We start from the raw sequence: 20,596 nt of genomic DNA on the forward strand, positions 1-20,596 counted from the left end.
GGCTCACATCTCGGACAGTCCGGCGCATCCGGACGGGACCTCGGCTACTCCGTACGGGGGTTTCCAGGGCCGTCCCGGCCCAGAAATGCCCGCCCCGCCCGCCCGCCGGGCGCGGGCGGGCGGGGCGGGCCGAGGCGTCAGACGAGGTCGACGAGGTCCGCGATGGAGTCCGCCACGTGGGAGGGCCGGTAGGGGTACCGGTCGATGTCCTGCGACGTGGTCAGCCCGGTGAGCACCAGGAACGTCTGCATCCCGGCCTCCATGCCGGCCAGCACGTCGGTGTCCATCCGGTCGCCGATCATGGCGCTGGTCTCGGAGTGCGCCCCCAGCGTGTTCAGTCCGGTCCGCATCATCAGCGGGTTCGGCTTGCCCGCGAAGTACGGCTTCTTTCCGGTGGCCTTGGTGATCAGCGCGGCGACCGCGCCCGTGGCGGGCAGCGGCCCCTCGGGGGACGGGCCCGTCTCGTCCGGGTTGGTGCAGATGAAGCGGGCCCCGCCCCGGATCAGCCGGACCGCCTTGGTCATGGCCTCGAAGGAATACGTACGGGTCTCGCCGAGCACGACGTAGTCGGGCTCCTGGTCGGTCAGGATGTAGCCGATGTCGTGGAGCGCCGTGGTCAGCCCCGCCTCGCCGAGGACGTACGCCGAGCCGCCGGGCCGCTGGTCGTCCAGGAACTGGGCGGTCGCGAGCGCCGAGGTCCAGATGTTCTCCACCGGCACATCCAGACCCATGCGGCTCAGCCGGGCGTGCAGATCGCGCGGGGTGTAGATGGAATTGTTGGTGAGCACGAGGAAGGGCTTGCCGGACTCACGCAACCTCTTCAGGAAGGCATCGGCACCAGGGATCGGAACGCCCTCGTGGATGAGTACACCGTCCATGTCGGTGAGCCACGACTCGATGGGCCTGCGCTCTGCCATGTGCGATCTCCTGCCGTGCGTCGTGCTGCGTGAGTCCCAGCCTAGCGATCAGCTGTTCGTAGCGGTTTTCCAGTCATCGACGTACGTGGCACGGCGGCTCACCACCCGGTAGAGACCGTGGAGACCCACGGAGACGAGGACGTTGACGACGGCGACGACACAGGCCCCCGGAACTCTCACAACGGCCACGCTCCTTGGGACGGGGAAACCGGAAAGGCCCGGTCGGCATCCAGATGGTGAACCGCCCTTCGAGTTTGAGCTAGACCCGTTATCTTTTCCTGACTAAAAAAGAGGGCGGGCCCGAGTGGCCCGCCCATTCCGGCGCTCAGCCGCCCAGCCGGGCGGTGAAGGAGAACCGGTCCCCCCGGTACAGCGTCCGCACCCGCTCCAGCGGCCGCCCCTCCGTGTCCCGGGAGACGCGGTGGATCAGCAGCATCGGCAGGGCCGGCGGCGTACCGATGAGCAGCGCCTCCCGCGGGGCGGCGAGCACGGTCTCGATGCGCTCGTCGGCGTCGCCGAAGGTGATGCCCTGCTCGTTGAGGTAGCCGTAGAAGGAGGAGTCGGGGTCGAAGTCGGTGCCGAGCCGCGGGACCCGTGCCACCGCCACATAGGTGCTCTCCAGGCCGACCCGCTCGTCGTCGGCGAGGAGCACGCGCTCCATGTGCCAGACCGGTTCACCGCGGGTGAGACCGGTCTCGGCAGCCAGGGCGTCGTTGCAGGGGAATCGGTCCAGGGTGATCAGGCCGCGGCCAGGGGTGCGGCCCTGCCTGCGCACACCTTCGGTGTAGCTGGCCAGAGACAGCGGCTGCTCCAGCTTGGGGCCGGCGACCACCGTGCCCCGCCCCTGCCGCCGCAGCCTGCCCTCGAGAAGCAGATCACGCAGTGCCTGCCGCACGGTCTCGCGGGCCACGTCGTACCGCTCGGAGAGATCGCGTTCGGTGGGCAGCGGCCCGCCCTCGCCCAGCTCCTTCACGAGTGCGGCGATCTGCGCCTTCACCGCGTAGTACTTGGGAATGCGGCCGTGCTCGGGAATGCCGGAGCGGACGGGGGCGCCGGGATCCTGGTCGTTCGGGTAGGCCACGAGGTGATCGTCGCAGACCGGGCCTACGGCACCGGGGGCGGGCGGCGGGCGGCGGGTATCACTGGCGTCTGCGGGCCATCACGAGGGACCCGCCCGCGACGAGCAGGCCGGCCGCGGCCATCATCAGTCCGCTCACGAACTTGATCAGGTCGCGCGGCGGTTGCGGCGTGCTGACGGCCAGCGTCTGGGCGGTGGGGGTCAGCTCCGGGGCAGGGGGTTTGGCCGCGGCGCTCTTGTGCGCCGGTTCGGCCGACCGGTCCCTGCCCGCGGGCCGGGCCGACTGCACCTTGGCCGCCGGCTTGGCCGACTGATCCTTGCTCGCAGGCTTGGCCGACTGATCGTCGCCCGCCGGCCGGGCGGACTGGCCCTTGCCCGACTCCTCGGCCGCCTTGTCCGGTTCAGCCGCCTTGTCCGTGTGTCCGGCGGCGGGACTGGGGCCCGACTCGATCTGGAACCAGTAGCCGTTCGACTCCCCGACCCAGTCGCCGTCGTTGCCGTCCTTCCGCACGATCGCGGCCTTCAGCATGACGTCGTTGGGCCGGGCCTTGGCGGTGACCGCGAGCCGCACCTTCACGGTGACCTTCCGGTGTGGGGCCACCGTGAAGCCGGGGAAACCGTCGTCGAAGGGGCCGGCCAGCTCCTGCCGGTCGGTGTGGGTGAACGTGACCGGACGCCAGCGGCCGTCCCAGAAGAACTCCAGCTTGGTCTCGGCGTCCCTCAGCATGCGCTGCCGGTCGGCCAGGACGACCACCGGGTGGATGTTCTCGCAGGACTGTTCGGTCGGGTTGTTGAGGTCGATGAACCAGGTGTGGTCGGCGCCGCCGGGCTTGTAGCTGCCGGGGCCGCCATGGATGCGGGTGGTGAGGGGGAAGTCGTGACCGGACGCACCGGAGCAGCTGGGCCGCGCGTCGGCGACGAGCGCGGCGGCGGGCGCCTGCCTGAGGAGGAGGACGGCGGCGAGCGCGCAGGGCAGGAAAAGAGACAGTCGAGAAGGTCGAGACAGTCGCATGAACATATGAGCTTCCACAGGGGGCGGCCTCCGGGGCGCGCCACGCCTGGAGAACGGCGCTCGGCAGGGGCAAGTCCCCCCGATCAGCGCAGTGGGCCCACCCTTGTGGCGGGTGTCGACGTGCGCCTCGCCCAGGTGTCACTTTGCGCCCCGCCCGGGTGCCACTCGACGCCCTGCCCAGGTGCCACTCCGAGCCCTGCGGAGTGCCACTCGACGCCCTGCCCAGGTGCCACTCCGAGCCCTGCGGAGTGCCACTCGACGCCCCGCCCGGGTGCCACTCCGAGCCCTGCGGATGCCACTCGACGCCCTGCCCAGGTGCTACTCCGAGCCCTGCGGATGCCACTCGACGCCCCGCCCGGGTGCCACTCCGAGCCCTGCGGATGCCACTCCGCGCCCTGCCCAGGTGTCAGCCCTCCGCCCGCCCGAACAGCGGCGCGAGCAGGAGTTGGGCCGCGCCCTCCGCCACCCCGCGCGCCCCGCCGGGGGCGACGCCCACCGGAACACCCGCGGTCGAGCCCTCGCGCCGGGCACGCGCGTCGAGGACGGCGCCCACTCCGTGCACGAACGACTCGGGGTGCGCGGCGACGGTACGGCCTCCGAGGAGCACCAGGTCGATGTCGAGCAGCCCGGCCAGGTTCGCGGCGCCCGCGCCGAGAATCCGCGCCGCCTCGGCCACGTCACCGCGTGCGACGGCGGCCAGGCACAGCGCCTCGATGCAGCCCCGGTCACCGCAGCCGCAGGGCGGCCCGTCCAGTTGGACGACCTGATGCCCGAACTCCCCGGCTCCGGTCCGCGCGCCCCGGTGCACGGCCCCGCCGATGACCAGTCCGGCACCGAGTCCGGTCCCGAGGTGCAGATAGGCGAACGACGCGTACTCGCCCCCGACCGCCCCGTCCAGGGCGAACCCGAGCGCCGCGGCATTCGTGTCCTTGTCGACCACCACGGGCATCCCGAGCCGCCGCGCGAGCGCGTCCCGCAGCGGGAACCCGTCCCACTCGGGGAACCCGGTGACCCGGTGCAGCACACCGTGCAGATGGTCCAGGGGGCCGGGGAGCGCCACGCCGACGCCGAGGACGGGGAGGGGGATGGGGCTGGGGATGGCGCTGGGGTGGGGGCTGGGGAGGCGGAGATTCGGGGCGGGGGGTGCCGACGGGACATCCCGCACCTCCGCGTCCGCCCACGACCCCGGTCTCCTCCCGTCCGTCACCGCCTCCGGACCCCTCCCGTCCGCCACCGCCGCCGGGCCCCTCCCGTCCACCCCCGGCGTTCCCGCCGCTCCGGCCAGCAGTGCCTCCACTTCCCGGGCGGCCCCCTCCACCACGGCCTCCGCGCCGGCGCCCAGGTCCAGCGGCGCTCGCCGTTCCGCGACCACCGCACCCGTCAAGTCGCAGAGCACGGCCCGCAGTTCGTCCCGGTCCAGGTGGAGTCCCACCGCGTACCCCGCCTCCGGCACCAGCCGCAGCACCGTCCGCGGTTTCCCGCCGGTGGAGGCGCGGCGGCCCGCCTCCGCCGCGAGGCCGTCCGCGCGCAGCCGGGCGGTGATCTTGCTGACGGCCTGCGGGGTCAGCCCGGTCCGCTCCGCCAGTTCCAGCCGGCTGATCCCGGCCTCCCCCGCCGTGCGCAGCAGGTCCAGCACGAGCGCGGTGTTGTGGCTGCGCAGACCCAGCAGGTTCACTCCCCCCGCCACGGCTCCCCCGACCCCACGCCTGCCTGCACCCGGTCCCGCATTCGTCCTGTCCACACCCCCATTCTCCCCCGCGCTTGCACTTTGGCAACAGCGTTGCGAAAGTAGAGCCATGACTGCCACAGCCCCTGGTACTGACACCCCCCTGCGCGTGGGCCTCGTCGGCTTCGGCCTCGCGGGCTCCGTCTTCCACGCCCCGCTGATCGCCGCCGCCGAGGGCCTGGCCCTCGACACGGTGGTCACCTCGAACCCCGAGCGGCAGGAAGAGGCCCGCGCCGAGTACCCGGACGTGCGCATCGCCGCCACCGCGGACGAGCTGTGGCCCCGGGCCGGGGAACTGGACCTGATCGTCATCGCATCCCCGAACAGGACGCACGTCCCGATCGCGACGGCCGCCCTGGAGGCGGGTCTGCCGGTCGTGGTCGACAAGCCGATCGCGGGGACGGCGGCCGAGGCGCGCGGGCTGGCGGCCCTCGCCGAGGAACGCGGCCTGCTGCTCTCCGTCTTCCAGAACCGCCGCTGGGACAACGACTTCCTGACCCTCCGCAAGCTGATGGCCGAAGGCGGCCTGGGCGACGTCCGGCGCTTCGAGTCCCGCTTCGAGCGCTGGCGCCCGCAACCCAAGGGCGGCTGGCGCGAGTCCGGCGACCCCGCGGAGATCGGGGGCCTGCTCTACGACCTGGGCAGCCATGTCGTCGACCAGGCGCTCGTCCTCTTCGGCCCCGCCGCCTCCGTGTACGCCGAGACGGACGTCCGCCGCCCGGGCGCGCGGACGGACGACGACACGTTCATCGCCCTCACGCACACCAACGGCGTCCGCTCCCACCTTTACGTCTCCGCGACGGCGGCCCAACTCGGCCCCCGCTTCCGCGTCCTCGGCTCCGAAGCGGGCTATGTGAAGCACGGCCTGGACCCGCAGGAGGCGGCCCTGCGCGAGGGCCTGCGCCCCGGGCCGGACTGGGGCCGGGAGCCCGAGTCCCTGTGGGGCCGCATCGGTGCCGGAGAGTCCCCGCTGACCGGCGGCGGCCGCCCCGTACCGACCCTGCCCGGCGACTACCCGGCCTACTACGCGGCCGTCGCCAGGGCCCTGCGCGAGGGCGGTCCGAACCCGGTCACCGCGCACGAGGCCGCCGCGGCCCTCGATGTCCTCGAGGCGGCCCGGCGCTCGGCCCGCGAGGGTGTGGCGGTGGCACTGTGACGACGACCGCTCCGGAAATACCCGAACTCGAAGCCCAGGAGCGGCGTCTGACGCTCCCTCATTTCTTCTGCGACGACGCGTGGGCCCTCGGCACCCTGCTGGTGGAGCTGGCGCGGGCCCGAAGCGCGCCCGTCGCGATCGACATCCGGCGCGGTGGCCAGCAGCTCTTCCATGCGGCGCTGCCGGGCTCCACGCCGGACAACGACGCCTGGATCGACCGCAAGCGCCGCGTGGTCGAGCGCTACGGCTGCTCCTCCCTGCTGGTCGGCACCCGCTTCCGCGCCAAGGGGACGACGTTCGAGGAGTCCTCCCGTCTGGACCCCGATGTGTACGCGGCCCACGGCGGCGCGTTCCCGATCGCGGTGGAGGGCGCGGGCGTGATCGGCACGGTGGTGGTGTCGGGTCTGCCGCAGCTGGAGGACCACGCGTTGGTGGTCGAAGCCCTGGAGCGGTTCACCGAGGTCCGTTAGGGGCGCGGGGAACCGCGCGAGCGGCCACGGACGGCCCGCAGCCGCCCAACTCCCGCGGTTCCCCGGTCGTCCCGGCGGAGGGCCTACGCGTCGTGGAACTCCTGCCGCTGCCGGCCGAGCCCCTCGATCTCCAACTCCACCACGTCCCCGGCCCGAAGATACGGCTTGGGCTCGGGCCGCCCCAAGGCCACCCCCGCCGGCGTCCCGGTGTTGATGACGTCACCGGGATACAGCGTCATGAACCGGCTGACGTACCGCACCACTTCGGCGACGGGGAAGATCTGCTCCGCGGTGGTCCCGTTCTGCTTCAGCTCCCCGTTGACCCAGAGCCTCAGACCGAGGTTCTGGGGATCGGGTACCTCGTCCGCGGTCACCAGCCACGGTCCCAGCGGATTGAACGTCTCACAGTTCTTGCCCTTGTCCCACGTCCCGCCGCGCTCGATCTGGAACTCGCGCTCGGAGACGTCGTGCGCCACCGCGTACCCGGCGATGTGCGCGAGCGCCTCCTCGCGCGACTCCAGATAGCGGGCCGTACGCCCGATGACGACGGCGAGTTCGACCTCCCAGTCGGTCTTGGCGGACCCACGCGGCACCAGCACGGTGTCATGGGGCCCGACCACCGTGTCCGGCGCCTTGAGGAAGATCACCGGTTCGGTGGGCGGTTCCGCGCCGGTCTCGCGGGCGTGGTCGTGGTAGTTGAGACCGATGCAGACGATCTTGCCGATACGGGTGAGCGGCGGTCCGACGCGCAGTCCCTCCGCGTCCAGCTCCGGCAGCTCGCCCGACGCGGCGGCGGTGCGGATCCGGCCGAGCGCCGCGTCGTCGGCGAGCAGCGGCCCGTCGATGTCCGCGACGAGACCCGACAGATCACGCAGGGCCCCCTCGGCGTCGAGCAGCGCGGGCCGCTCCTCTCCCGCGGTACCGACGCGCAGCAGCTTCATGATCACAATCTCCCTCGATCGTGGCAGCCCGCCGGCAGGTGCGGCCGGAGCGCGGCCGGGTCGCAGCCATCGGAGGACTGGTCGATCCTCCAAGGTCGATGTCCAGCCCGCAACACCCCGTTCACGGACTGGACCGCCCGAATCGATCCGGCCACCGGCCCGGCGGCCCGCCCGGTGACCGGCCCGGCGGCCCGCCCGGTGACCGGCCCGGCGGCTCGCCCGGTGACCGGCCCGGCGGCTCGCTCGGTGACCGGCCCGCCCGGTGACACGGCCCGGCGGACCGGCCCGGCGGACCGGCGACCGCCGGATCGCCGCCGCGCTCAGCGGTAGAGCACCGCCCGCTCGACCGCGCTCCACGTCGTACTGGTGACCATGTACAGCGCGGCGGCCAGCGGCACCACCGCCACGGTGACCAGGGTGAGGAAGGACAGGAACGGCATCACCTTGGCGACCGCGCCGAGCCCGGGCACCTGCTCCCCCTCCCCCGCCAGGGCCACGCTCTCGGCCGTCGTCCGCCGCGCGCGGTGGAAGGTGAAGGCGGCGACGGCCGCGACGAACGCGAACAGTCCGAGGTAGACGAGCCCGGCCGGTCCGAGGAGTCCGCCGTGACCGAGCGCGTCCGCCCAGCGGTCACCGAGCGGCGCGGAGAACAGCGTGTGGGTGAGCAGATCGTTGCCCTCGCCGCCGATCGTGGTGCTCGAGAACAGGTGGTAGAGGAGGAAGAAGGCGGGCGCCTGGAGCAGGCTCGGCAGCAGGCCCGCGAACGGGGTGACGCGTTCCCGGGCATGCAGATCGAGAACGGCCCGCCGGAGTTTCACCGGGTCCTTCGCGTGCTTCCTGCGCAGCTCGGCGATCTCGGGTTGCAGCCTGGCGCGGGCCTGCTGCCCGCGCGCCGCGGCCCGGGACAGGGGGTGGACGAGAAGTCGTACGAGTGCGGTGAACAGGACGATCGCGGCGGCCGTCGCGGAGGCGTGGAAGAGCGGCTGGAGCAGGTCTGCGAGCCACTCGACCAGGCCGGCGAACACGGACATGAACGTGGACATGGGTGAGCCCTCCGGGGGTCTCGTCGTGCCGGGAAGAGAGAAGGTGTCGGCATGACGACCCGCGCGGGGTCACACGTCTGGCACTCGTGCGGCGAGCGCATGGAAGCGAAGAGGTGTGGGCCCTACACGGTGGTCGCCGGAAGGGCCCGCCCCGGTGCGCGGGGCCGGCTGCGGCCCGGGGCGTCGGGGTCCCGCTGCGGCAGGAAGGCGGTGCGGTGCTCGCGGTCGCGCAGGGCCGTGCGCACCCGCGTCGGCGGTACGGCGGGCACGCTGCGGGCGCTGATCAGCGCGCAGACGGCGAGTGCGGAGCCGGCCGCGGCGGTCGCGGCGAAGGCGACGGCCACGGCGGCGGGCAGGCTGCCGGTGCCGAGGACGGCGACCTCGAGGAGCAGGACGAGCAGCACGGCGGCGGGGCACAGGTTCACCCGGCTACGGATCATGGACTGCCCTCCCCCCACACACACGTCCCACCCTCCTACGAGCCTGGCCCCGTCACACAGGCTCGGTACCACACAGGCCGATCCCGCCATACGGGCTCGCCCCCGCCACACGGGCTCGCCCCCGCCATACGGGCTCGCCCCCGCCACACGGGCTCGCCCCCGCCACACGGGCTCGCCCCCGCCATACGGGCTCGCCCCCGCCATACGGGCTCGCTCCCGTCAAACGGGCTCGATCTCGATCGGCTGCAACAGCCTCCTCGGCTTGAGGATCGCTCGGCTGACCGGATCGGCCGGGCTCGGGTCGAGCCCGGGTCCCGGCTCTACTTCGACGTCCGAGGGGGGTACGACGGTTCCGCAGGCGGGACATTCGCCGTACGAGCCCAGTTCCGTCCCGCAGGGCGCGTGCCGGTAGATACGCAGCTGCTTCTCGGTGAAGTGCTCACGCCCCCACAGGCCCAGCGCGCGCAGGACGGGCCACAGGGCGATGCCGCGGTCGGTGAGGACGTACTCGTCCCGGGGCGGCGAGTCCTGGTAGCGGCGCTTCTCGAGGATGCCCTCGGCGGTGAGGGTCTGGAGACGGGCCGCGAGAACGGCGCGCGGGATGCCGAGGTGGACGAGGAAATCGTTGTAGCGCCGTACGCCGTAGAACGCGTCACGCACGACGAGCAGCGTCCAGCGCTCGCCCACGACCTCCAGCGCCCGGGCGATCGAGCACTCCTGTGCCGCGTAGTCCTTACCGAGAGCCATGACCCCACTGTAACCACTTTTCGGCCCACCGGTTCATTGACCGAACCGACTTTGCCTGCCGTTGATTCAATGACCGAACCGACGCTGCTACGGTCGGGACCCAAGTCAGTTCAATGAACGAACTCACCGGTTCCCGCCCCTCCCATCCGCTCCGGAAGCGCAGGCCATGCCCCAGCTGGAAACCACCGCGACCACCGCAAGCACCGCCACCGCGCCCGCGGCACCCAAGGCCGCACGGTCCACCCACACCCTCGCCCTGACCAGCGCGGCCACCACCGTGGCCCTGATGAACTACACCGCCCCGGTGGTCACGCTCCCCGACACCGTCGCCGCCCTGCACACCCCGGCCTCCGCCCAGGCCTGGCTCCTCAACGGCACCCCGCTGGGCCTGGCCGCGCTGCTCCTGGTGGCCGGCAGCCTCGCCGACGACTACGGCCGCCGCCGGATCTTCGTGGCCGGCACGGTCGCCCTCGGAGTCACCGCCGCGCTCGGCGCCTTCACCACCTCGACCTGGCTGTTCACGCTGGCCCGCATCACCCAGGGCGCGGCGAGCGCGGCCATCCTCGCCAGCAGCCTCGGCCTGCTGGTGCACGCCTACCCGAGCCCGCGCGGCCGGCTGCACGCGACCGGCGTGTGGGGCGCGTTCGTCAGCGGCGGTATCGCGGCGGGCCCCCTGATCGCCGGGGCGATGCCCACCTGGCGGGCCGCCTACGGCGTCCTCGGCGCCGCCGCGCTCGTGATCGCGGCCCTGTCGGCACGCACCCTGGCGGAGTCCCGCGCTCCCCGCGCCGGCCGGCCCGACCTCGTGGGGGCAACCGTCTTCAGCCTCGCCCTCGTCTCCCTGGTGGCCGCCCTCACCCTGGGCCGGGACGGCTGGCTGAGAGCGCCGGTGCTTCTGCTGTTCGCCGCGGCCGTGCTCCTGATCCTGCTCTTCGCCATGGTCGAGCACCGCACCCGGACCCCGATGATCGACCTCACCCTGCTGCGCCACCCACGCTTCCTCGGCTCCTCGGCGGCCGGACTGTTCACGGGCCTCGGGGTGATCGGCCTGTTCAGCTTCCTGCCCGCTCTGCTCCAGCGGACGCTGGGCCTCTCCGCCATGGACACGGCATGGCTGTTCCTGCTCTGGTCCGGGCTGTCCTTCGCGGTCGCCCTCCAGGCGAAGCGGCTCGCCGGCCGCGTCTCGCCCCGCCACCAACTGGCCCTCGGCTTCGCGCTGCACGCCGTCGCCGTCCTGACCATGCTCGGCGCCATAGGCGCCCACTCATGGACGCGGCTGCTGCCGGGCCTGCTGATCGGCGGCGTGGGCAGCGGTCTGCTCAACGCCGCGCTCCCGCTGGTCGCCGTGGAGTCGGTTCCCATGGCACGGGCGGCGATGGGCTCGGGCGCCCAGCAGACGTTCCGCTACATCGGCTCCTGCGCGGGCGTGGCCCTCACCATCGCCCTGGTCACCTCGGGCGGCGGCGCACCGGCGCACGGCGCGAACATCGCCCTGGTCGTCTCGGCGGGCCTGGCCCTGGTGGGTGCGGCCGGTGTCCTGGCACTGCGGGAGCGGGGCGCCTGAGGCATCGGCCGGTCACCCGGGCCCGGCCGGGCCCTTGGGGGCCGGTGCGCCCCGCCCGACCGTCACGGACCATCGCACGGCCGGGGGCGCCTCGACGGCCACGGTGCCGCGGCGGTCCGCGCCGGTCAGCGCCAACTCGTTCTCGTAGGAGCCGACCCGGCCGGCCCGGCAGTCCACGGAGAAGGAGGCATCCACCGACCGCACCGCGACGTACATCCGTCCCCGGCCCTCGCACCGCACACCGACGAGCAGAGCGTCCCCCTTCCTGCCCGTACCCAACTCGAAGCTCGCATTGCCGCGGGTCGGCTCCTGGCGGCCGGCGAGGGTCTCACCGTCACCGAGCTCCGGCGCCCGGAACGAGGGCCGTTCGGCGGCGGCGGTGGCGGTGGCGGTGGCGGTGGCGGTGACCCTCGCGGTGGCCTCGCCGGGCACGGCGGAGTCGCTTGACCGCTCGGGTACCGCGCGAGATGGCCCGGCGTCGGAGTGGCCCGTCGTGCAGGCGGCGAGCGAAAGCAGCAGCACGGCACAGGCGGTGCCCCAGCCCGCAGGCGTTCTCGAGAACACCTCAGACCACCTCCCGAACGGCCCAGGAGATCACACCCGTCGACCCCTTGGCTCCGTCGACATCGATATGGACGGGGCTGTTCCGGCTGTGCCCGTGCGGGGTGATCCGCTGCCACACCACCGACCGATCGCACGGCACGGTGGCCTTCGTACCCGCGCCCGCCGGCGTGAACGCCACCCGCGCACCGCCCCGGCCGACGCACACCAGGTCGAGCCGGTATCTCCTGCCCGCACTCAACACGGGCTTGGGGTGGATGCCGTCTGCGACGCGCTCCGTACCCGCCTCGACCAACGCCCCGCTGCCGACGGCGGCAAGGGCCGCCTCAGCCTGCTCGGTCGGCGTCCTCCCGGAGCGCGGGGCCGCCGTACGGGAACCCGGCGGAGCCGAGGCACCCGCTGGGGTCTCGTGCCGCTCGGACGCGGTGCACGCCCCGAGCAGCAGCACCGCCGCCGGCACGACACCACCGGCGATCCAGATCCACGGGCGCGCGGCGGCGCCCGTACGCGTAGAGGTCATGACTGGTCTCCCCCGTCTTCCAGCCGTACTCGATCCCGGTGCCCTCCGGGCGAACACCTCCCGGTGCTCTCCGGACGAACGTCTACCGGTGGTCTCCGAGCGAACGTCTACCGGTGGTCTCCCGGCACCGTCTCCCGGTGCGCCCGTTTCTGCCGGCACCGTACTGCCTCTCCGCCTCGCCGCCGGAGCTTCTGAGCAAGACGTGAGGTTCCCGACCGAGACGTCCACCCCCTGGCCCTGGCCTGCGAATCTCTCTCGTTTGTCGGTCGGCGGCAGTACGGTGTCCCCCATGCGCCCCGACACGCCTGCCGAGAACGTCGACCACAACGCCGAAGCAGCACGCCTGGAGCGGACTGCCGGCCTGTACCCCGAGGACGCGGAACATCTGCTGCTCCAGGCCGCGGCCCACCGGGAACTGGCCGGTGACCGCCCCGGCGCGACCGCGCTGTACGACCGCCTGCTGTCGTCCTCCGAACCGCTGGAGAACCCCCACCTCGTACGGGCCCTGAAGGCATCGAACCTGTGGGAGTACGACCACGAGGCGGAAGCCCGGGCGATCATCGACGGAGTCCGCGCATCCGCCACTCGCCACCCGGCGCCCTGGCTGATCGTCGCGGAGTCGCTGGAGTCGCACGACGAGCTGGAGGCGGCGGAGGAGACGTTCACACAGGGGCTGCGGCTCCTGCTCGGCGACACCGCGGAGCCCCCGCAGTCCACGCACCCGCTCCTCTACGGCCGCCACCGGGTCCGCCGCATGCTGGGCGCGGCCCATGACGAGTGGGACACCTTGGCCGACACCCTCCACTCCTCCTCGGTCTCCCTGGACGAACTCCACGACCCCAAGCGGATCTGGTCCCTGGGCTCGGACAACCCGGCGGAACTCCAGGCCGAGATCAGCCGCCTTCGGGCGGAGCTGGGCGCGTACCGGGAGGCCCTGTCCCGCCCGTTCCCGGTCGCGGTCCTGCACTGGCCGGCGCCCGAACTGCACGAGCTGGTGTCGGCGTACCCGTCACTGGCCACCGAGTACTCCTCCCACGAGGAGCACCTGTCGACGATAGAGGCCTCCCTGAGGGAACTGGCCGCCTCCGGCACCCCGAACCTGGGCATCGTGACCGGCACGGTCCCCTCCTACGAGGCCTTCGCAGCGTCGGAGGGCACGACCCCGGAGGACACGTCCCTGCTCCCCCAGTACGCCACGACACTGGCGGCACGGGGGCGGGCGGAGGCTTGGCCGCCGGAGCGGGGTGGGGTGTGCTGGTGCGGGGCGGGGCGCTCGTACTCGGGCTGCCACGGCGACCCGGAGGCCTGAAGGCCGGCCGGCAGCGCGATACCGGGAATGGCGGGGACCAGCTTCCGGCCCCGGCCACCGGAACCTGGTGCGGTTGCACTCGACCCCGTGATGGAATCGACACCGCAGCCGTAGTCACACGGCTCGATCGATCCACGCGGGCTCGTGACGACGTCCGGTCTCGTCACGACCACCTCGTCCAGTCCGGGGCAGCCCGGGTGCGGCTCCAGGCGATCGACTCGGGCCGGGCGGACTCGGCGGTCATCGAACGGACCGAGCCACGATCGTGAGGCACAGCAGCTTTGAGCACGATGAAGCCGTCGTCGCCGGCCGTCTCGGCACGTATGAGCAGACAAGTAAGCAAGGACACGGCAGCCGAGCTGGCGGTCCGTCGCCTGCTGCACGCGGCCGGGCTGCGCTTCCGCGTGGAGTACCCGGTGCCGGGCATGGCCCGGCGCCGGATCGACGTGGCCTTCACCTCGGTCAAGGTGGCCGTTTTGATCGACGGCTGCTTCTGGCACGGCTGCCCCGTACACGCGACGCAGCCGAAGTCGAATGCGGAGTGGTGGCGGCAGAAGCTGGACCGCAACATGGCGCGGGACGCGGAGACCACTGAGCATCTTGTGGCAGCCGGGTGGGAAGTCCTGCGGTTCTGGGAGCATGAAGCGGCGGAGGACGTGGCACCGCGTATCGCGGCGGCTGTGCAGCGACGAAGGGGCCAACGAAGGCGGGGGGCCGATCGATGAGCGGGCTGACCTTTGTCGACGTGTGCTCGGGGGCAGGTGGGCTCGCCCTGGGACTGGAGCGGGCCGGCTTCGAGCCGAGACTGCTGCTGGACGAGGACGCTGATGCCTGCCGGACCCTGCGGGCCAACCGACCGCATTGGAACGTGCTTCAGGCGGACCTTCTCGACCTCGACCCGAGCGAGCACCCGGAGAGCTACGACGTGGACCTGTTGTCCGCGGGACTGCCGCGGGTGAGGTCCAACGCCACGGCCGCTCGGGCCGAGTCGGGCGAGGAGGAACGGCTGCTGAAGGCCGCTGTCTACCTGACCCACGCGGTCAGGCCTCGGGCGCTGCTCGTCGAGAACGTGCCCGCCCTCGCACACTCGGACAGGTTCCGCGACTTCCGCGAGTTCGCCCGCGCGGAACTGGAGCATCTCGGTTACGAGTTCAGCTGGTTCGTCCTCAACGCCGCCGACTTCGGAGTGCCGCAGGACCGCAAGCAGGGGGTTCTGGTGGCACTCGAGAAGCGGCGGTTCTCCTCCTTTCGGTCGCCCTCCCCCACCACGACGGACCATGTGTCGGTCGGCGAAGCACTGGTGCCCTCCATGCGATCGCTCGGTTGGAAGGATGCCGACCGGTGGGCAGCCCAAGCGGCGGCCGTCGCCCCCACGCTGGTCGGCGGGTCGAAGAATCGCGGTGGTGCCGACCTGGGGCCTGCCGGAAGCAAACGGAAGTGGGAGAAGCTGGGGGTGAACGCCCACTCGCTGGGCGACGAGATCCCCGGACCGGACTTCGTGTGGGCACCGGAACTCGGCAAGGACGGCACGGTGCGGCTCACGGTGGACCAGACAGCCCTGCTCCAGAGCTTCCCGAAGGACTGGGTGATCACCGGAAGGAAGACGGCCCGCTACCGGCAGATCGGCCACGCCTCCCCGCCACCGGTTGGCGAGGCGCTCGGCTTGGCCATCGCCCACGCGCTCTGTTCCTGAACGAAGTCTTTCCTGGTCAGAGCGGCATCGCGGGTTTTCGACCGGCCTCCTGATACAGGTGGTGCACGCTGGCTACACTTGCGCCTCATGACCCGAGCACCTCACCCGGCCGCGAACCAGGATCCGCCCGTCATCGTCGATCTCTTCGCGGGACCGGGGGGCCTGGACATCGCGGCCGAGGTGCTCGGAGTACCCACCATCGGGGTGGAGTGGGAGAAGTCGACCCGCGAGACCCGGCACGCCGCCGATCTGCTCACCACCGAGGAGGGCGACGTGGCGAAGCTGAACCCGCTCGACCCCGAGGTCAGCTCGGCACGCGTCCTCACCGGAGGGCCGCCCTGTCAGACCTACTCGGTGGCGGGCAACCGGGAGGGGCACAAAGCCCTCGACGAGGTGACGGACCTGGCCGAACTCGTGGGGGACAGCAAGACCGTCGAGGAGCTCGAGAAGGCCTGGGCGGAGGTCGAGCGGAGAGCCGTCGAACTGGAATGGGCCGACGAGCGCACCGGGCTCGTGCTCCAACCCCTTCGGTGGATCGTCGAGAAGAAGCTCAAGTCCGTTCCCTACGAGGTGGTGGTACTGGAGCAGGTGCCCACCGTCCTCCCCGTATGGAAGAAGTACCGCGAGATCCTTCGCGACCTCGGATACGACGCGGAATGCGACATTTTGCACACCGAGGAGTACGGGGTGCCACAGACACGTCGCCGTGCGGTGCTGATCGCTCGTCGCCGGGGGGACGGCAGAGGTCGAGGTGTCGAGTTCCCGCCGATCACGCATCAGCGCTATCGCAAGGGGGCGAAGCGCCTCACCGCGGTGCGGGAACCCGACGTGCGGCCACGTGACCTCCAGCAGAGCCCGCTCTTCGACGCCCCGGTGCAGGCACCGCGGTCGGTGAAGCCATGGGTCTCCATGGGCGACGCGCTCAAGGACTCGCGTTCCACGGCCTTCGTCGTCCGCTCCAACTACGGATCGGGCGGTGACCCCAAGAAACGAGGACTGCGCACCTCCGAAGCGCCGGCTGCCACCGTCACCGGTAAGGTGCGTCGCAACACGGTGTTCGACCTGAAGGGCTACAACGCGGATGGTGAGCCCGAACTGGGCCCGGAACAGGACCGTTTCACATTGCGTGAGGCCGGCCTGCTGCAGACCTTTCCGGCCGAGTACCCCTGGCGGGGCGCCGATGTCGCGCAGCAGATCGGCAACGCGATCCCGCCGCTCCTCGCTGTGCACGTCCTGTGCACAGCACTGGAACTGGACGACAGCCGCAAGGAGCGAGCCATCGCGGCGCTGAAGTCCTGGCTTCCGCCCCGCTCGTAGCACGAAGGGCTCGGATCAGTCCTCCTCGGAGCCCTCCTCGCCGTCTTCCCTCCCCCGCACGGGAGCGTCCGCGAACAGCTCCGCGAAGTGGTCCGTCAGGCGCTCCACCGAGTCTTCGGGGGTGCGCTCCTCGGCAGGCCCGACCGGAAGAGGGCGATGGTGCACGGCACGGCCTTCCTCTCCCTCGTCGATCCATCTCCGCACCGCCCTGGCATCCCGCTCCGTGTCCGGCGCGATCACGTCGTACATGAGGGTCGCCGCCGCTACATTGACAGCCTTGAACAGGGCGTTCGCCTCACGACCCGTCCGCACTACTTCCCGTCGCAGCAGCCGGACCAATGCCTGCGCCGTGGGCCGATGGTCGATCACGTCGTACCTCAGCGGTCCGTTCATCATCTCCTGACTGCCGCACGCGATGACGACCGGTTCGTAATCGGGCCCGTTTCGGAACAGTTCAGCCGCCCACCAGAGCCGGGCGAAGGCCTGCTTGTGATACGGGCCTTTGAAGTAACGAGCGTTGACGGTCTTCTTCGACTCCGAAAGGTGCCGCCAGACCACGAAGTCGGGAGCGACGCCGAGGGCCAGGTAGTTCCACAGTGCGGGGTCGGCGGCCTCCGCACGCGTGAGGCGAAGAACCGCGTGCAGCCGCGGAGCGAGCCAGGCATCCACCTGCGTCGGCTTGTCGTCCCGATACGTGTACATCGCGTCGTCGATCAGGTCTCGTATCGCGCGAAGTCGCCACCGTGGACCTTCAGGCAGCGCCTCTGCGGCCTGGTTGAGGGCGATCGCCGGGACGTTGTCCTTCCCGGACAGCAACCCGTCCGTGATGAACCGCACCGCTTCCTCGTCGGCGAGTCGAGCCAGGTACTCGGGCAGGTGGTCGGGACTCTCCGTCATGCCTCGTCCTCACGCTTGAGCTTGGCCAGACCGCGTACGGTCTCCGAGAGCGCCCTGGGCACCTCGGCCCTTCGCATCGCCGCGTACTGGATACGCGGCTGCAGCTCGGTCCATCCCGTCGCGCCCACACGCCGCCGATGCACCTCGCGCAAGGCGTCCTCGAGAGTCCGCTCGGGCACGACATCAGGAAGCATCTCCCTGAGCACCTCACCCTGCCAACCATGCGGGAACAGGGGTGTGCCGTCGTCCTCGATCTCCAGGTCGCCGATGGCCGAGTGGAACACGGCCATCCACACGTCAGCGGCCATCTGGGACACCATCAGTTCGTTGACCAGTCCTTCAGGCCCTCGTCCCTCGGCGCCGAGGATGTCCGTCAATCCCTCGAAGTCGGTGTTGATGTGCACGGTGGGCAACGTCCCCGAAGCGTTGACGATCCACGGGGCGTCGGTGAACTTTCGCAGCCAGCCGGGGCCCTTGGCGAATCCGCCTTCCTTGATGTCGAAGCTCTGCTCCCGTGCCGGGGTGTCGCTCCTCGCGTCGATGATCCAGTCGGCGGCCGCTTCCGCGATGATCCGTCCTGGCACTCCGTCGACCGTCGCGACCACCTGAACCGTCAGCGTGGCGCGGTCGAACAGGTCGGCACGCAGCACCTGCAGTTCGCCACGCCATTCACGGCCGCCCTCCGCCTCGGGAAGGAGCCTTGATGTGACACGGGCGTTGGTCGCCCTGTCCGTCAGCACCGCGACGACCACGACATCGGACCACGGGCCTCCCGGCTCGGTGGCCTTCGCCGGAATCGTCGCCGAGACGGTCAACGTGGCGGTCTCCCAGTCCTCCGTCTCCGCCAGGCCGAGCGCGACGGCGCGCTCGACCACGGAGCGAGCACGGGAGTCGAGCTGTTCGCGTGGCTGCTCGGGTGCCTTGACTCTCGCCGCGTCCACCCGCAGGGAGACCGTGCCGCGCAGGCGCGGGTATGGGAACACCTTCATGACAGCGGCTCCCCTTCACCGGTGCGCAGTTCGACGACGAGACCGCTCAGGCTCGTCCTTACGGCGTGCGTCGTGGGATCGGTCACCCCACGGAACGTCGCGGCGCGCGCCTCGTCGAAGCGCAGAGTGCCGTCCACCACCCGACAGTTGTCCACTCCCACGAGCTCCGCCCACGCGATGGTGGGACGTGGACCGGAGCGAACATCGAACTTGGCCACCGGGACGAGCGGCCACATGTGGCCTCCGGCGGGAATCCTGATCTCACCGATCACCTGCCAGGCGCCGCTGTCGAGCACCTGGGCGTCCAACTCCTCCAGCACCGGCAGCGTCGCCGTCGAGAGTCGACGCGTCTTCTTCCCGGCGCCGACGGTCAGCTTGGGGGCCAGGCGCCCTCCCCCGGCCTTGGGCCTCTTCTTGGGACGGGCCACCAGCGCCTTGATCGCCGCGTTGGTCTCCCGGGTGAGGGAGGTGATCCGCCGATAGGCCGACGGCGAGTAGGTGAGTGTCAACTCCTCCGTCTGTCCCCACTTGTTGTGCTCAGGGGGCTCGGCCGCACGCAGGAACTCCTCGGCCTCGGTGGCGAACGGGGCCCGTGGGCCCGCGGCGTCGCCGGCCAGCAGGACGGCCTGGAACGGGTTGACGGACAACGGCAGCCCGGGGACAGGGGCGTCCCGCACCGTCATACGGTTGCCGCGCATCGCCGCGACACGATTGGGTTTGCCGTCCGCGTCCTCGGCGTCCGTCACCAGGAGCACGGCGCGATGCTCGCCCAGAGAGGCACGTCCGCTCCCTCGAGCCGGCAGGTTGAGCGGCACGGTGACCGCGGCCACCTGTCCCGATTCCGTGAGCTGCTCCACGGTCGTACCGTCGAGAAACGCCTTCAGGGCGCGCGTACGGGACGGCTGGGTGACCGCGGGGTCCACGCGCTCCTCCGCCAGGACCACCTCACCGTTGCGCAGGGTACGAACGGAGGCCTCGAGCAGGGGCAGTTGGTCACCGCCGCCCGTCATGGCGGCCCAGAAATTCTTGCCCAAGGCCCGCACGAGTCTGCGATGCATCCGCTGGATGCTGTCGTCGTCCTCGCCCTCGTCACCGTCGGGGGCGGGATTGTCGTCCACAAGGCTCGCCACGTCGTGAGCTCCCACGATCAGGAACGACGTACCGGGTTCACCGCTTTCGCGCTTCAGATACAGGGACTCGACGGTCTCCTCGTCCGCCCACCAGGAGCGCGCCACCGCAGCTCCCGGGGACTCGGGGTCGGGTCGTCCCAGCCACGCCGGCCCTGCCCACGGCTTGCCGTGAACCCGACGCCACGGAAGGTCGAGGCGCCCGATCAGGCGACGCTCGGTGCGGCCCTCGTGCGGTTCGGACAGCGTGGAGTTCATGAGCACGAGACCCAGTCGACTGGTGGCCCACAGCGTGGCCTTGCCCAAGCCGTACGAACCACCCGCCGACGTTCCCGACTTGTGGCTGTCGAGCTGACGCCTCACCACCGCCGCGAAGCGGCCGTCGTCGTAGTCGTCGCCGGTCAGGCCCGCGGCGTTGTAGTCGTCCACCCGCAGCAGAACGAGGCGGTCGTGCTCGTACATGTCGCGCAGCCCCGCGTCGATGACCCGGCCGACCTTCTGCTCCTGCGCGGCGGCGGCCTCGTAGTGCGGGAAGAGGTCGTCCCACTGGATGGCCTCTCGGAATCTCGCGAGAGCTTCACCGTTGAGCTCGTGCAGGGTGTAACGCACGCGTACGGGTCGCCCGTTCTCGGTGAGCCGCTCGTCGAGACTGTTCTGACAGGTCTCTCGAGCCAGCACCGACACGTCGGCGTCGAAGGCGAACGCGGCGGCGTTGCCCAACTCCCGCCCGCCGTCCGCATGTCCGGGACGGTGGTACCAGCCGACAGGCAGGCCGGCCTGAGTGTCGGTTGTGCGGGTGTGCACCGTGGCCAGATCGGTGTTCAAGGCCCGGGCGATACGTTCGATCGTCTCGGGGCGCGGAGTGGCCCGTCCGGTGATCCACGCCGAGACCGCCGCGCGCGTCACCTCCACGGCCTGGGCCAGCTCGGTCTGTGTCATGTCGGCGAGCTTCAACTGCCGCGCCAGCCATGGACCGAAGTCCTCGCCTGCTTCCACGGTCACCTGCTCTCGGATCCTGCGCCACGTGCGTCGGACAAGGAGGCCACCATACCTGCGCCTTTGACACTGCGCCCACTGTCAAACGACCTT

Annotated in this window: 21 protein-coding genes; 7 read left to right on the forward strand and 14 right to left on the reverse strand. The window is 71.4% G+C overall.

The window, feature by feature from the left end; genetic code table 11:
* Window positions 1-137: 137 nt before the first annotated feature.
* The 5 genes from ABZ876_RS22365 to ABZ876_RS22385 form a co-directional block, all read right to left on the reverse strand.
* Window positions 138-917: an HAD-IIA family hydrolase gene (locus ABZ876_RS22365; protein WP_361783826.1), complete on the reverse strand. Its 780-nt coding sequence runs from the start codon at window positions 915-917 to the stop codon at window positions 138-140.
* A gap of 48 nt (window positions 918-965) precedes the next feature.
* On the reverse strand, window positions 966-1,097 hold the full coding sequence (locus tag ABZ876_RS22370) for a hypothetical protein (RefSeq protein WP_361784282.1): 132 nt from the start codon (window positions 1,095-1,097) through the stop codon (window positions 966-968).
* A 145-nt stretch (window positions 1,098-1,242) separates the two neighbouring features.
* Window positions 1,243-1,998: a GntR family transcriptional regulator gene (locus ABZ876_RS22375; RefSeq protein ID WP_361783829.1), complete on the reverse strand. Its 756-nt coding sequence runs from the start codon at window positions 1,996-1,998 to the stop codon at window positions 1,243-1,245.
* 58 nt (window positions 1,999-2,056) lie between these two features.
* Window positions 2,057-3,007 carry a hypothetical protein gene (locus tag ABZ876_RS22380; protein WP_361783832.1) on the reverse strand — a complete coding sequence of 317 codons (951 nt, stop codon included), beginning with the start codon at window positions 3,005-3,007 and terminating at the stop codon, window positions 2,057-2,059.
* Between the two features lie 406 nt (window positions 3,008-3,413).
* On the reverse strand, window positions 3,414-4,694 hold the full coding sequence (locus tag ABZ876_RS22385) for an ROK family transcriptional regulator (protein ID WP_361783835.1): 1,281 nt from the start codon (window positions 4,692-4,694) through the stop codon (window positions 3,414-3,416).
* Between the two features lie 109 nt (window positions 4,695-4,803).
* On the opposite strand from ABZ876_RS22385, the gene ABZ876_RS22390 reads away from it, so the two are divergent.
* Window positions 4,804-5,889: a Gfo/Idh/MocA family oxidoreductase gene (locus ABZ876_RS22390; protein ID WP_361783838.1), complete on the forward strand. Its 1,086-nt coding sequence runs from the start codon at window positions 4,804-4,806 to the stop codon at window positions 5,887-5,889.
* Complete coding sequence (locus ABZ876_RS22395; RefSeq protein WP_361783841.1) at window positions 5,886-6,359, forward strand: heme-degrading domain-containing protein; 474 nt, start codon at window positions 5,886-5,888, stop codon at window positions 6,357-6,359. Before ABZ876_RS22390 ends, ABZ876_RS22395 begins: the two co-directional genes overlap by 4 nt.
* An 83-nt stretch (window positions 6,360-6,442) precedes the next feature.
* Here the strand turns inward: ABZ876_RS22395 and ABZ876_RS22400 are convergent, their stop codons facing one another.
* From ABZ876_RS22400 to ABZ876_RS22415, 4 genes are all read right to left on the reverse strand, one after another.
* Window positions 6,443-7,300 (reverse strand): fumarylacetoacetate hydrolase family protein, encoded by an 858-nt coding sequence (locus ABZ876_RS22400; protein ID WP_361783844.1) that lies wholly within the window; start codon window positions 7,298-7,300, stop codon window positions 6,443-6,445.
* Between the two features lie 320 nt (window positions 7,301-7,620).
* Window positions 7,621-8,331, reverse strand: coding sequence for a membrane protein insertase YidC (gene yidC, locus ABZ876_RS22405; protein WP_361784258.1), 711 nt, complete (start codon window positions 8,329-8,331; stop codon window positions 7,621-7,623).
* A gap of 134 nt (window positions 8,332-8,465) precedes the next feature.
* The gene (locus tag ABZ876_RS22410) at window positions 8,466-8,783 is read right to left on the reverse strand and encodes a DUF6412 domain-containing protein (protein ID WP_361783847.1); all 318 of its coding nucleotides are present in this window, start codon (window positions 8,781-8,783) and stop codon (window positions 8,466-8,468) included.
* 219 nt (window positions 8,784-9,002) lie between these two features.
* Window positions 9,003-9,530: a helix-turn-helix domain-containing protein gene (locus tag ABZ876_RS22415; RefSeq protein WP_361783850.1), complete on the reverse strand. Its 528-nt coding sequence runs from the start codon at window positions 9,528-9,530 to the stop codon at window positions 9,003-9,005.
* Between the two features lie 166 nt (window positions 9,531-9,696).
* Between ABZ876_RS22415 and ABZ876_RS22420 the strand changes: the two genes are divergently transcribed.
* A complete protein-coding gene (locus ABZ876_RS22420; RefSeq protein ID WP_361783853.1) occupies window positions 9,697-11,094 on the forward strand; it encodes an MFS transporter in 1,398 nt (465 codons plus the stop codon).
* Between the two features lie 12 nt (window positions 11,095-11,106).
* On the opposite strand, the gene ABZ876_RS22425 is transcribed toward ABZ876_RS22420, so the two are convergent.
* Window positions 11,107-11,658, reverse strand: coding sequence for a hypothetical protein (locus ABZ876_RS22425; protein ID WP_361783856.1), 552 nt, complete (start codon window positions 11,656-11,658; stop codon window positions 11,107-11,109).
* A 1-nt stretch (window position 11,659) separates the two neighbouring features.
* A complete protein-coding gene (locus ABZ876_RS22430) occupies window positions 11,660-12,175 on the reverse strand; it encodes a hypothetical protein (protein ID WP_361783859.1) in 516 nt (171 codons plus the stop codon).
* Window positions 12,176-12,464: 289 nt separating this feature from the next.
* Here ABZ876_RS22430 and ABZ876_RS22435 point away from each other — a divergent pair, with 289 nt between their 5' ends.
* From ABZ876_RS22435 to ABZ876_RS22450, 4 genes are all read left to right on the forward strand, one after another.
* A complete protein-coding gene (locus tag ABZ876_RS22435) occupies window positions 12,465-13,484 on the forward strand; it encodes a hypothetical protein (protein ID WP_361783861.1) in 1,020 nt (339 codons plus the stop codon).
* Window positions 13,485-13,807: 323 nt separating this feature from the next.
* Entirely contained in the window at window positions 13,808-14,209 is a 402-nt protein-coding gene (locus tag ABZ876_RS22440) for a very short patch repair endonuclease (RefSeq protein WP_361783864.1), read from the forward strand.
* On the forward strand, window positions 14,206-15,177 hold the full coding sequence (locus tag ABZ876_RS22445) for a DNA cytosine methyltransferase (protein WP_361783867.1): 972 nt from the start codon (window positions 14,206-14,208) through the stop codon (window positions 15,175-15,177). The genes ABZ876_RS22440 and ABZ876_RS22445 overlap by 4 nt, the downstream gene beginning before the upstream one ends.
* An 87-nt stretch (window positions 15,178-15,264) precedes the next feature.
* On the forward strand, window positions 15,265-16,494 hold the full coding sequence (locus ABZ876_RS22450) for a DNA cytosine methyltransferase (RefSeq protein WP_361783870.1): 1,230 nt from the start codon (window positions 15,265-15,267) through the stop codon (window positions 16,492-16,494).
* Window positions 16,495-16,509: 15 nt separating this feature from the next.
* Here ABZ876_RS22450 and ABZ876_RS22455 read toward each other — a convergent pair whose 3' ends face one another.
* From ABZ876_RS22455 to ABZ876_RS22465, 3 genes are read right to left on the reverse strand one after another with little or no spacing between them, the layout of a single operon-like run.
* Window positions 16,510-17,391 carry a DUF6339 family protein gene (locus ABZ876_RS22455; protein ID WP_361783872.1) on the reverse strand — a complete coding sequence of 294 codons (882 nt, stop codon included), beginning with the start codon at window positions 17,389-17,391 and terminating at the stop codon, window positions 16,510-16,512.
* Window positions 17,388-18,380 carry a hypothetical protein gene (locus tag ABZ876_RS22460; protein ID WP_361783875.1) on the reverse strand — a complete coding sequence of 331 codons (993 nt, stop codon included), beginning with the start codon at window positions 18,378-18,380 and terminating at the stop codon, window positions 17,388-17,390. The genes ABZ876_RS22455 and ABZ876_RS22460 overlap by 4 nt, the downstream gene beginning before the upstream one ends.
* A complete protein-coding gene (locus ABZ876_RS22465) occupies window positions 18,377-20,503 on the reverse strand; it encodes a helix-turn-helix transcriptional regulator (protein ID WP_361784261.1) in 2,127 nt (708 codons plus the stop codon). The genes ABZ876_RS22460 and ABZ876_RS22465 overlap by 4 nt, the downstream gene beginning before the upstream one ends.
* Window positions 20,504-20,596: the final 93 nt, after the last annotated feature.

The sequence above is a fragment of the Streptomyces sp. NPDC046931 genome (assembly GCF_040644655.1).
In the GTDB taxonomy this organism is placed as follows: Bacteria; Actinomycetota; Actinomycetes; order Streptomycetales; family Streptomycetaceae; genus Streptomyces.

What these genes read in the sequence shown, in the direction of transcription:
- ABZ876_RS22365 (WP_361783826.1), bottom strand. Translation starts at nt 917, where the DNA reads ATGGCAGAGCGCAGGCCCATCGAGTCGTGGCTCACCGACATGGACGGT.
- ABZ876_RS22380 (WP_361783832.1), bottom strand. Translation starts at nt 3,007, where the DNA reads ATGCGACTGTCTCGACCTTCTCGACTGTCTCTTTTCCTGCCCTGCGCG.
- ABZ876_RS22390 (WP_361783838.1), top strand. Translation starts at nt 4,804, where the DNA reads ATGACTGCCACAGCCCCTGGTACTGACACCCCCCTGCGCGTGGGCCTC.
- ABZ876_RS22400 (WP_361783844.1), bottom strand. Translation starts at nt 7,300, where the DNA reads ATGAAGCTGCTGCGCGTCGGTACCGCGGGAGAGGAGCGGCCCGCGCTG.
- yidC (WP_361784258.1), bottom strand. Translation starts at nt 8,331, where the DNA reads ATGTCCGTGTTCGCCGGCCTGGTCGAGTGGCTCGCAGACCTGCTCCAG.
- ABZ876_RS22410 (WP_361783847.1), bottom strand. Translation starts at nt 8,783, where the DNA reads ATGATCCGTAGCCGGGTGAACCTGTGCCCCGCCGCCGTGCTGCTCGTC.
- ABZ876_RS22415 (WP_361783850.1), bottom strand. Translation starts at nt 9,530, where the DNA reads ATGGCTCTCGGTAAGGACTACGCGGCACAGGAGTGCTCGATCGCCCGG.
- ABZ876_RS22420 (WP_361783853.1), top strand. Translation starts at nt 9,697, where the DNA reads ATGCCCCAGCTGGAAACCACCGCGACCACCGCAAGCACCGCCACCGCG.
- ABZ876_RS22430 (WP_361783859.1), bottom strand. Translation starts at nt 12,175, where the DNA reads ATGACCTCTACGCGTACGGGCGCCGCCGCGCGCCCGTGGATCTGGATC.
- ABZ876_RS22435 (WP_361783861.1), top strand. Translation starts at nt 12,465, where the DNA reads ATGCGCCCCGACACGCCTGCCGAGAACGTCGACCACAACGCCGAAGCA.
- ABZ876_RS22440 (WP_361783864.1), top strand. Translation starts at nt 13,808, where the DNA reads ATGAGCAGACAAGTAAGCAAGGACACGGCAGCCGAGCTGGCGGTCCGT.
- ABZ876_RS22445 (WP_361783867.1), top strand. Translation starts at nt 14,206, where the DNA reads ATGAGCGGGCTGACCTTTGTCGACGTGTGCTCGGGGGCAGGTGGGCTC.
- ABZ876_RS22450 (WP_361783870.1), top strand. Translation starts at nt 15,265, where the DNA reads ATGACCCGAGCACCTCACCCGGCCGCGAACCAGGATCCGCCCGTCATC.
- ABZ876_RS22455 (WP_361783872.1), bottom strand. Translation starts at nt 17,391, where the DNA reads ATGACGGAGAGTCCCGACCACCTGCCCGAGTACCTGGCTCGACTCGCC.
- ABZ876_RS22460 (WP_361783875.1), bottom strand. Translation starts at nt 18,380, where the DNA reads ATGAAGGTGTTCCCATACCCGCGCCTGCGCGGCACGGTCTCCCTGCGG.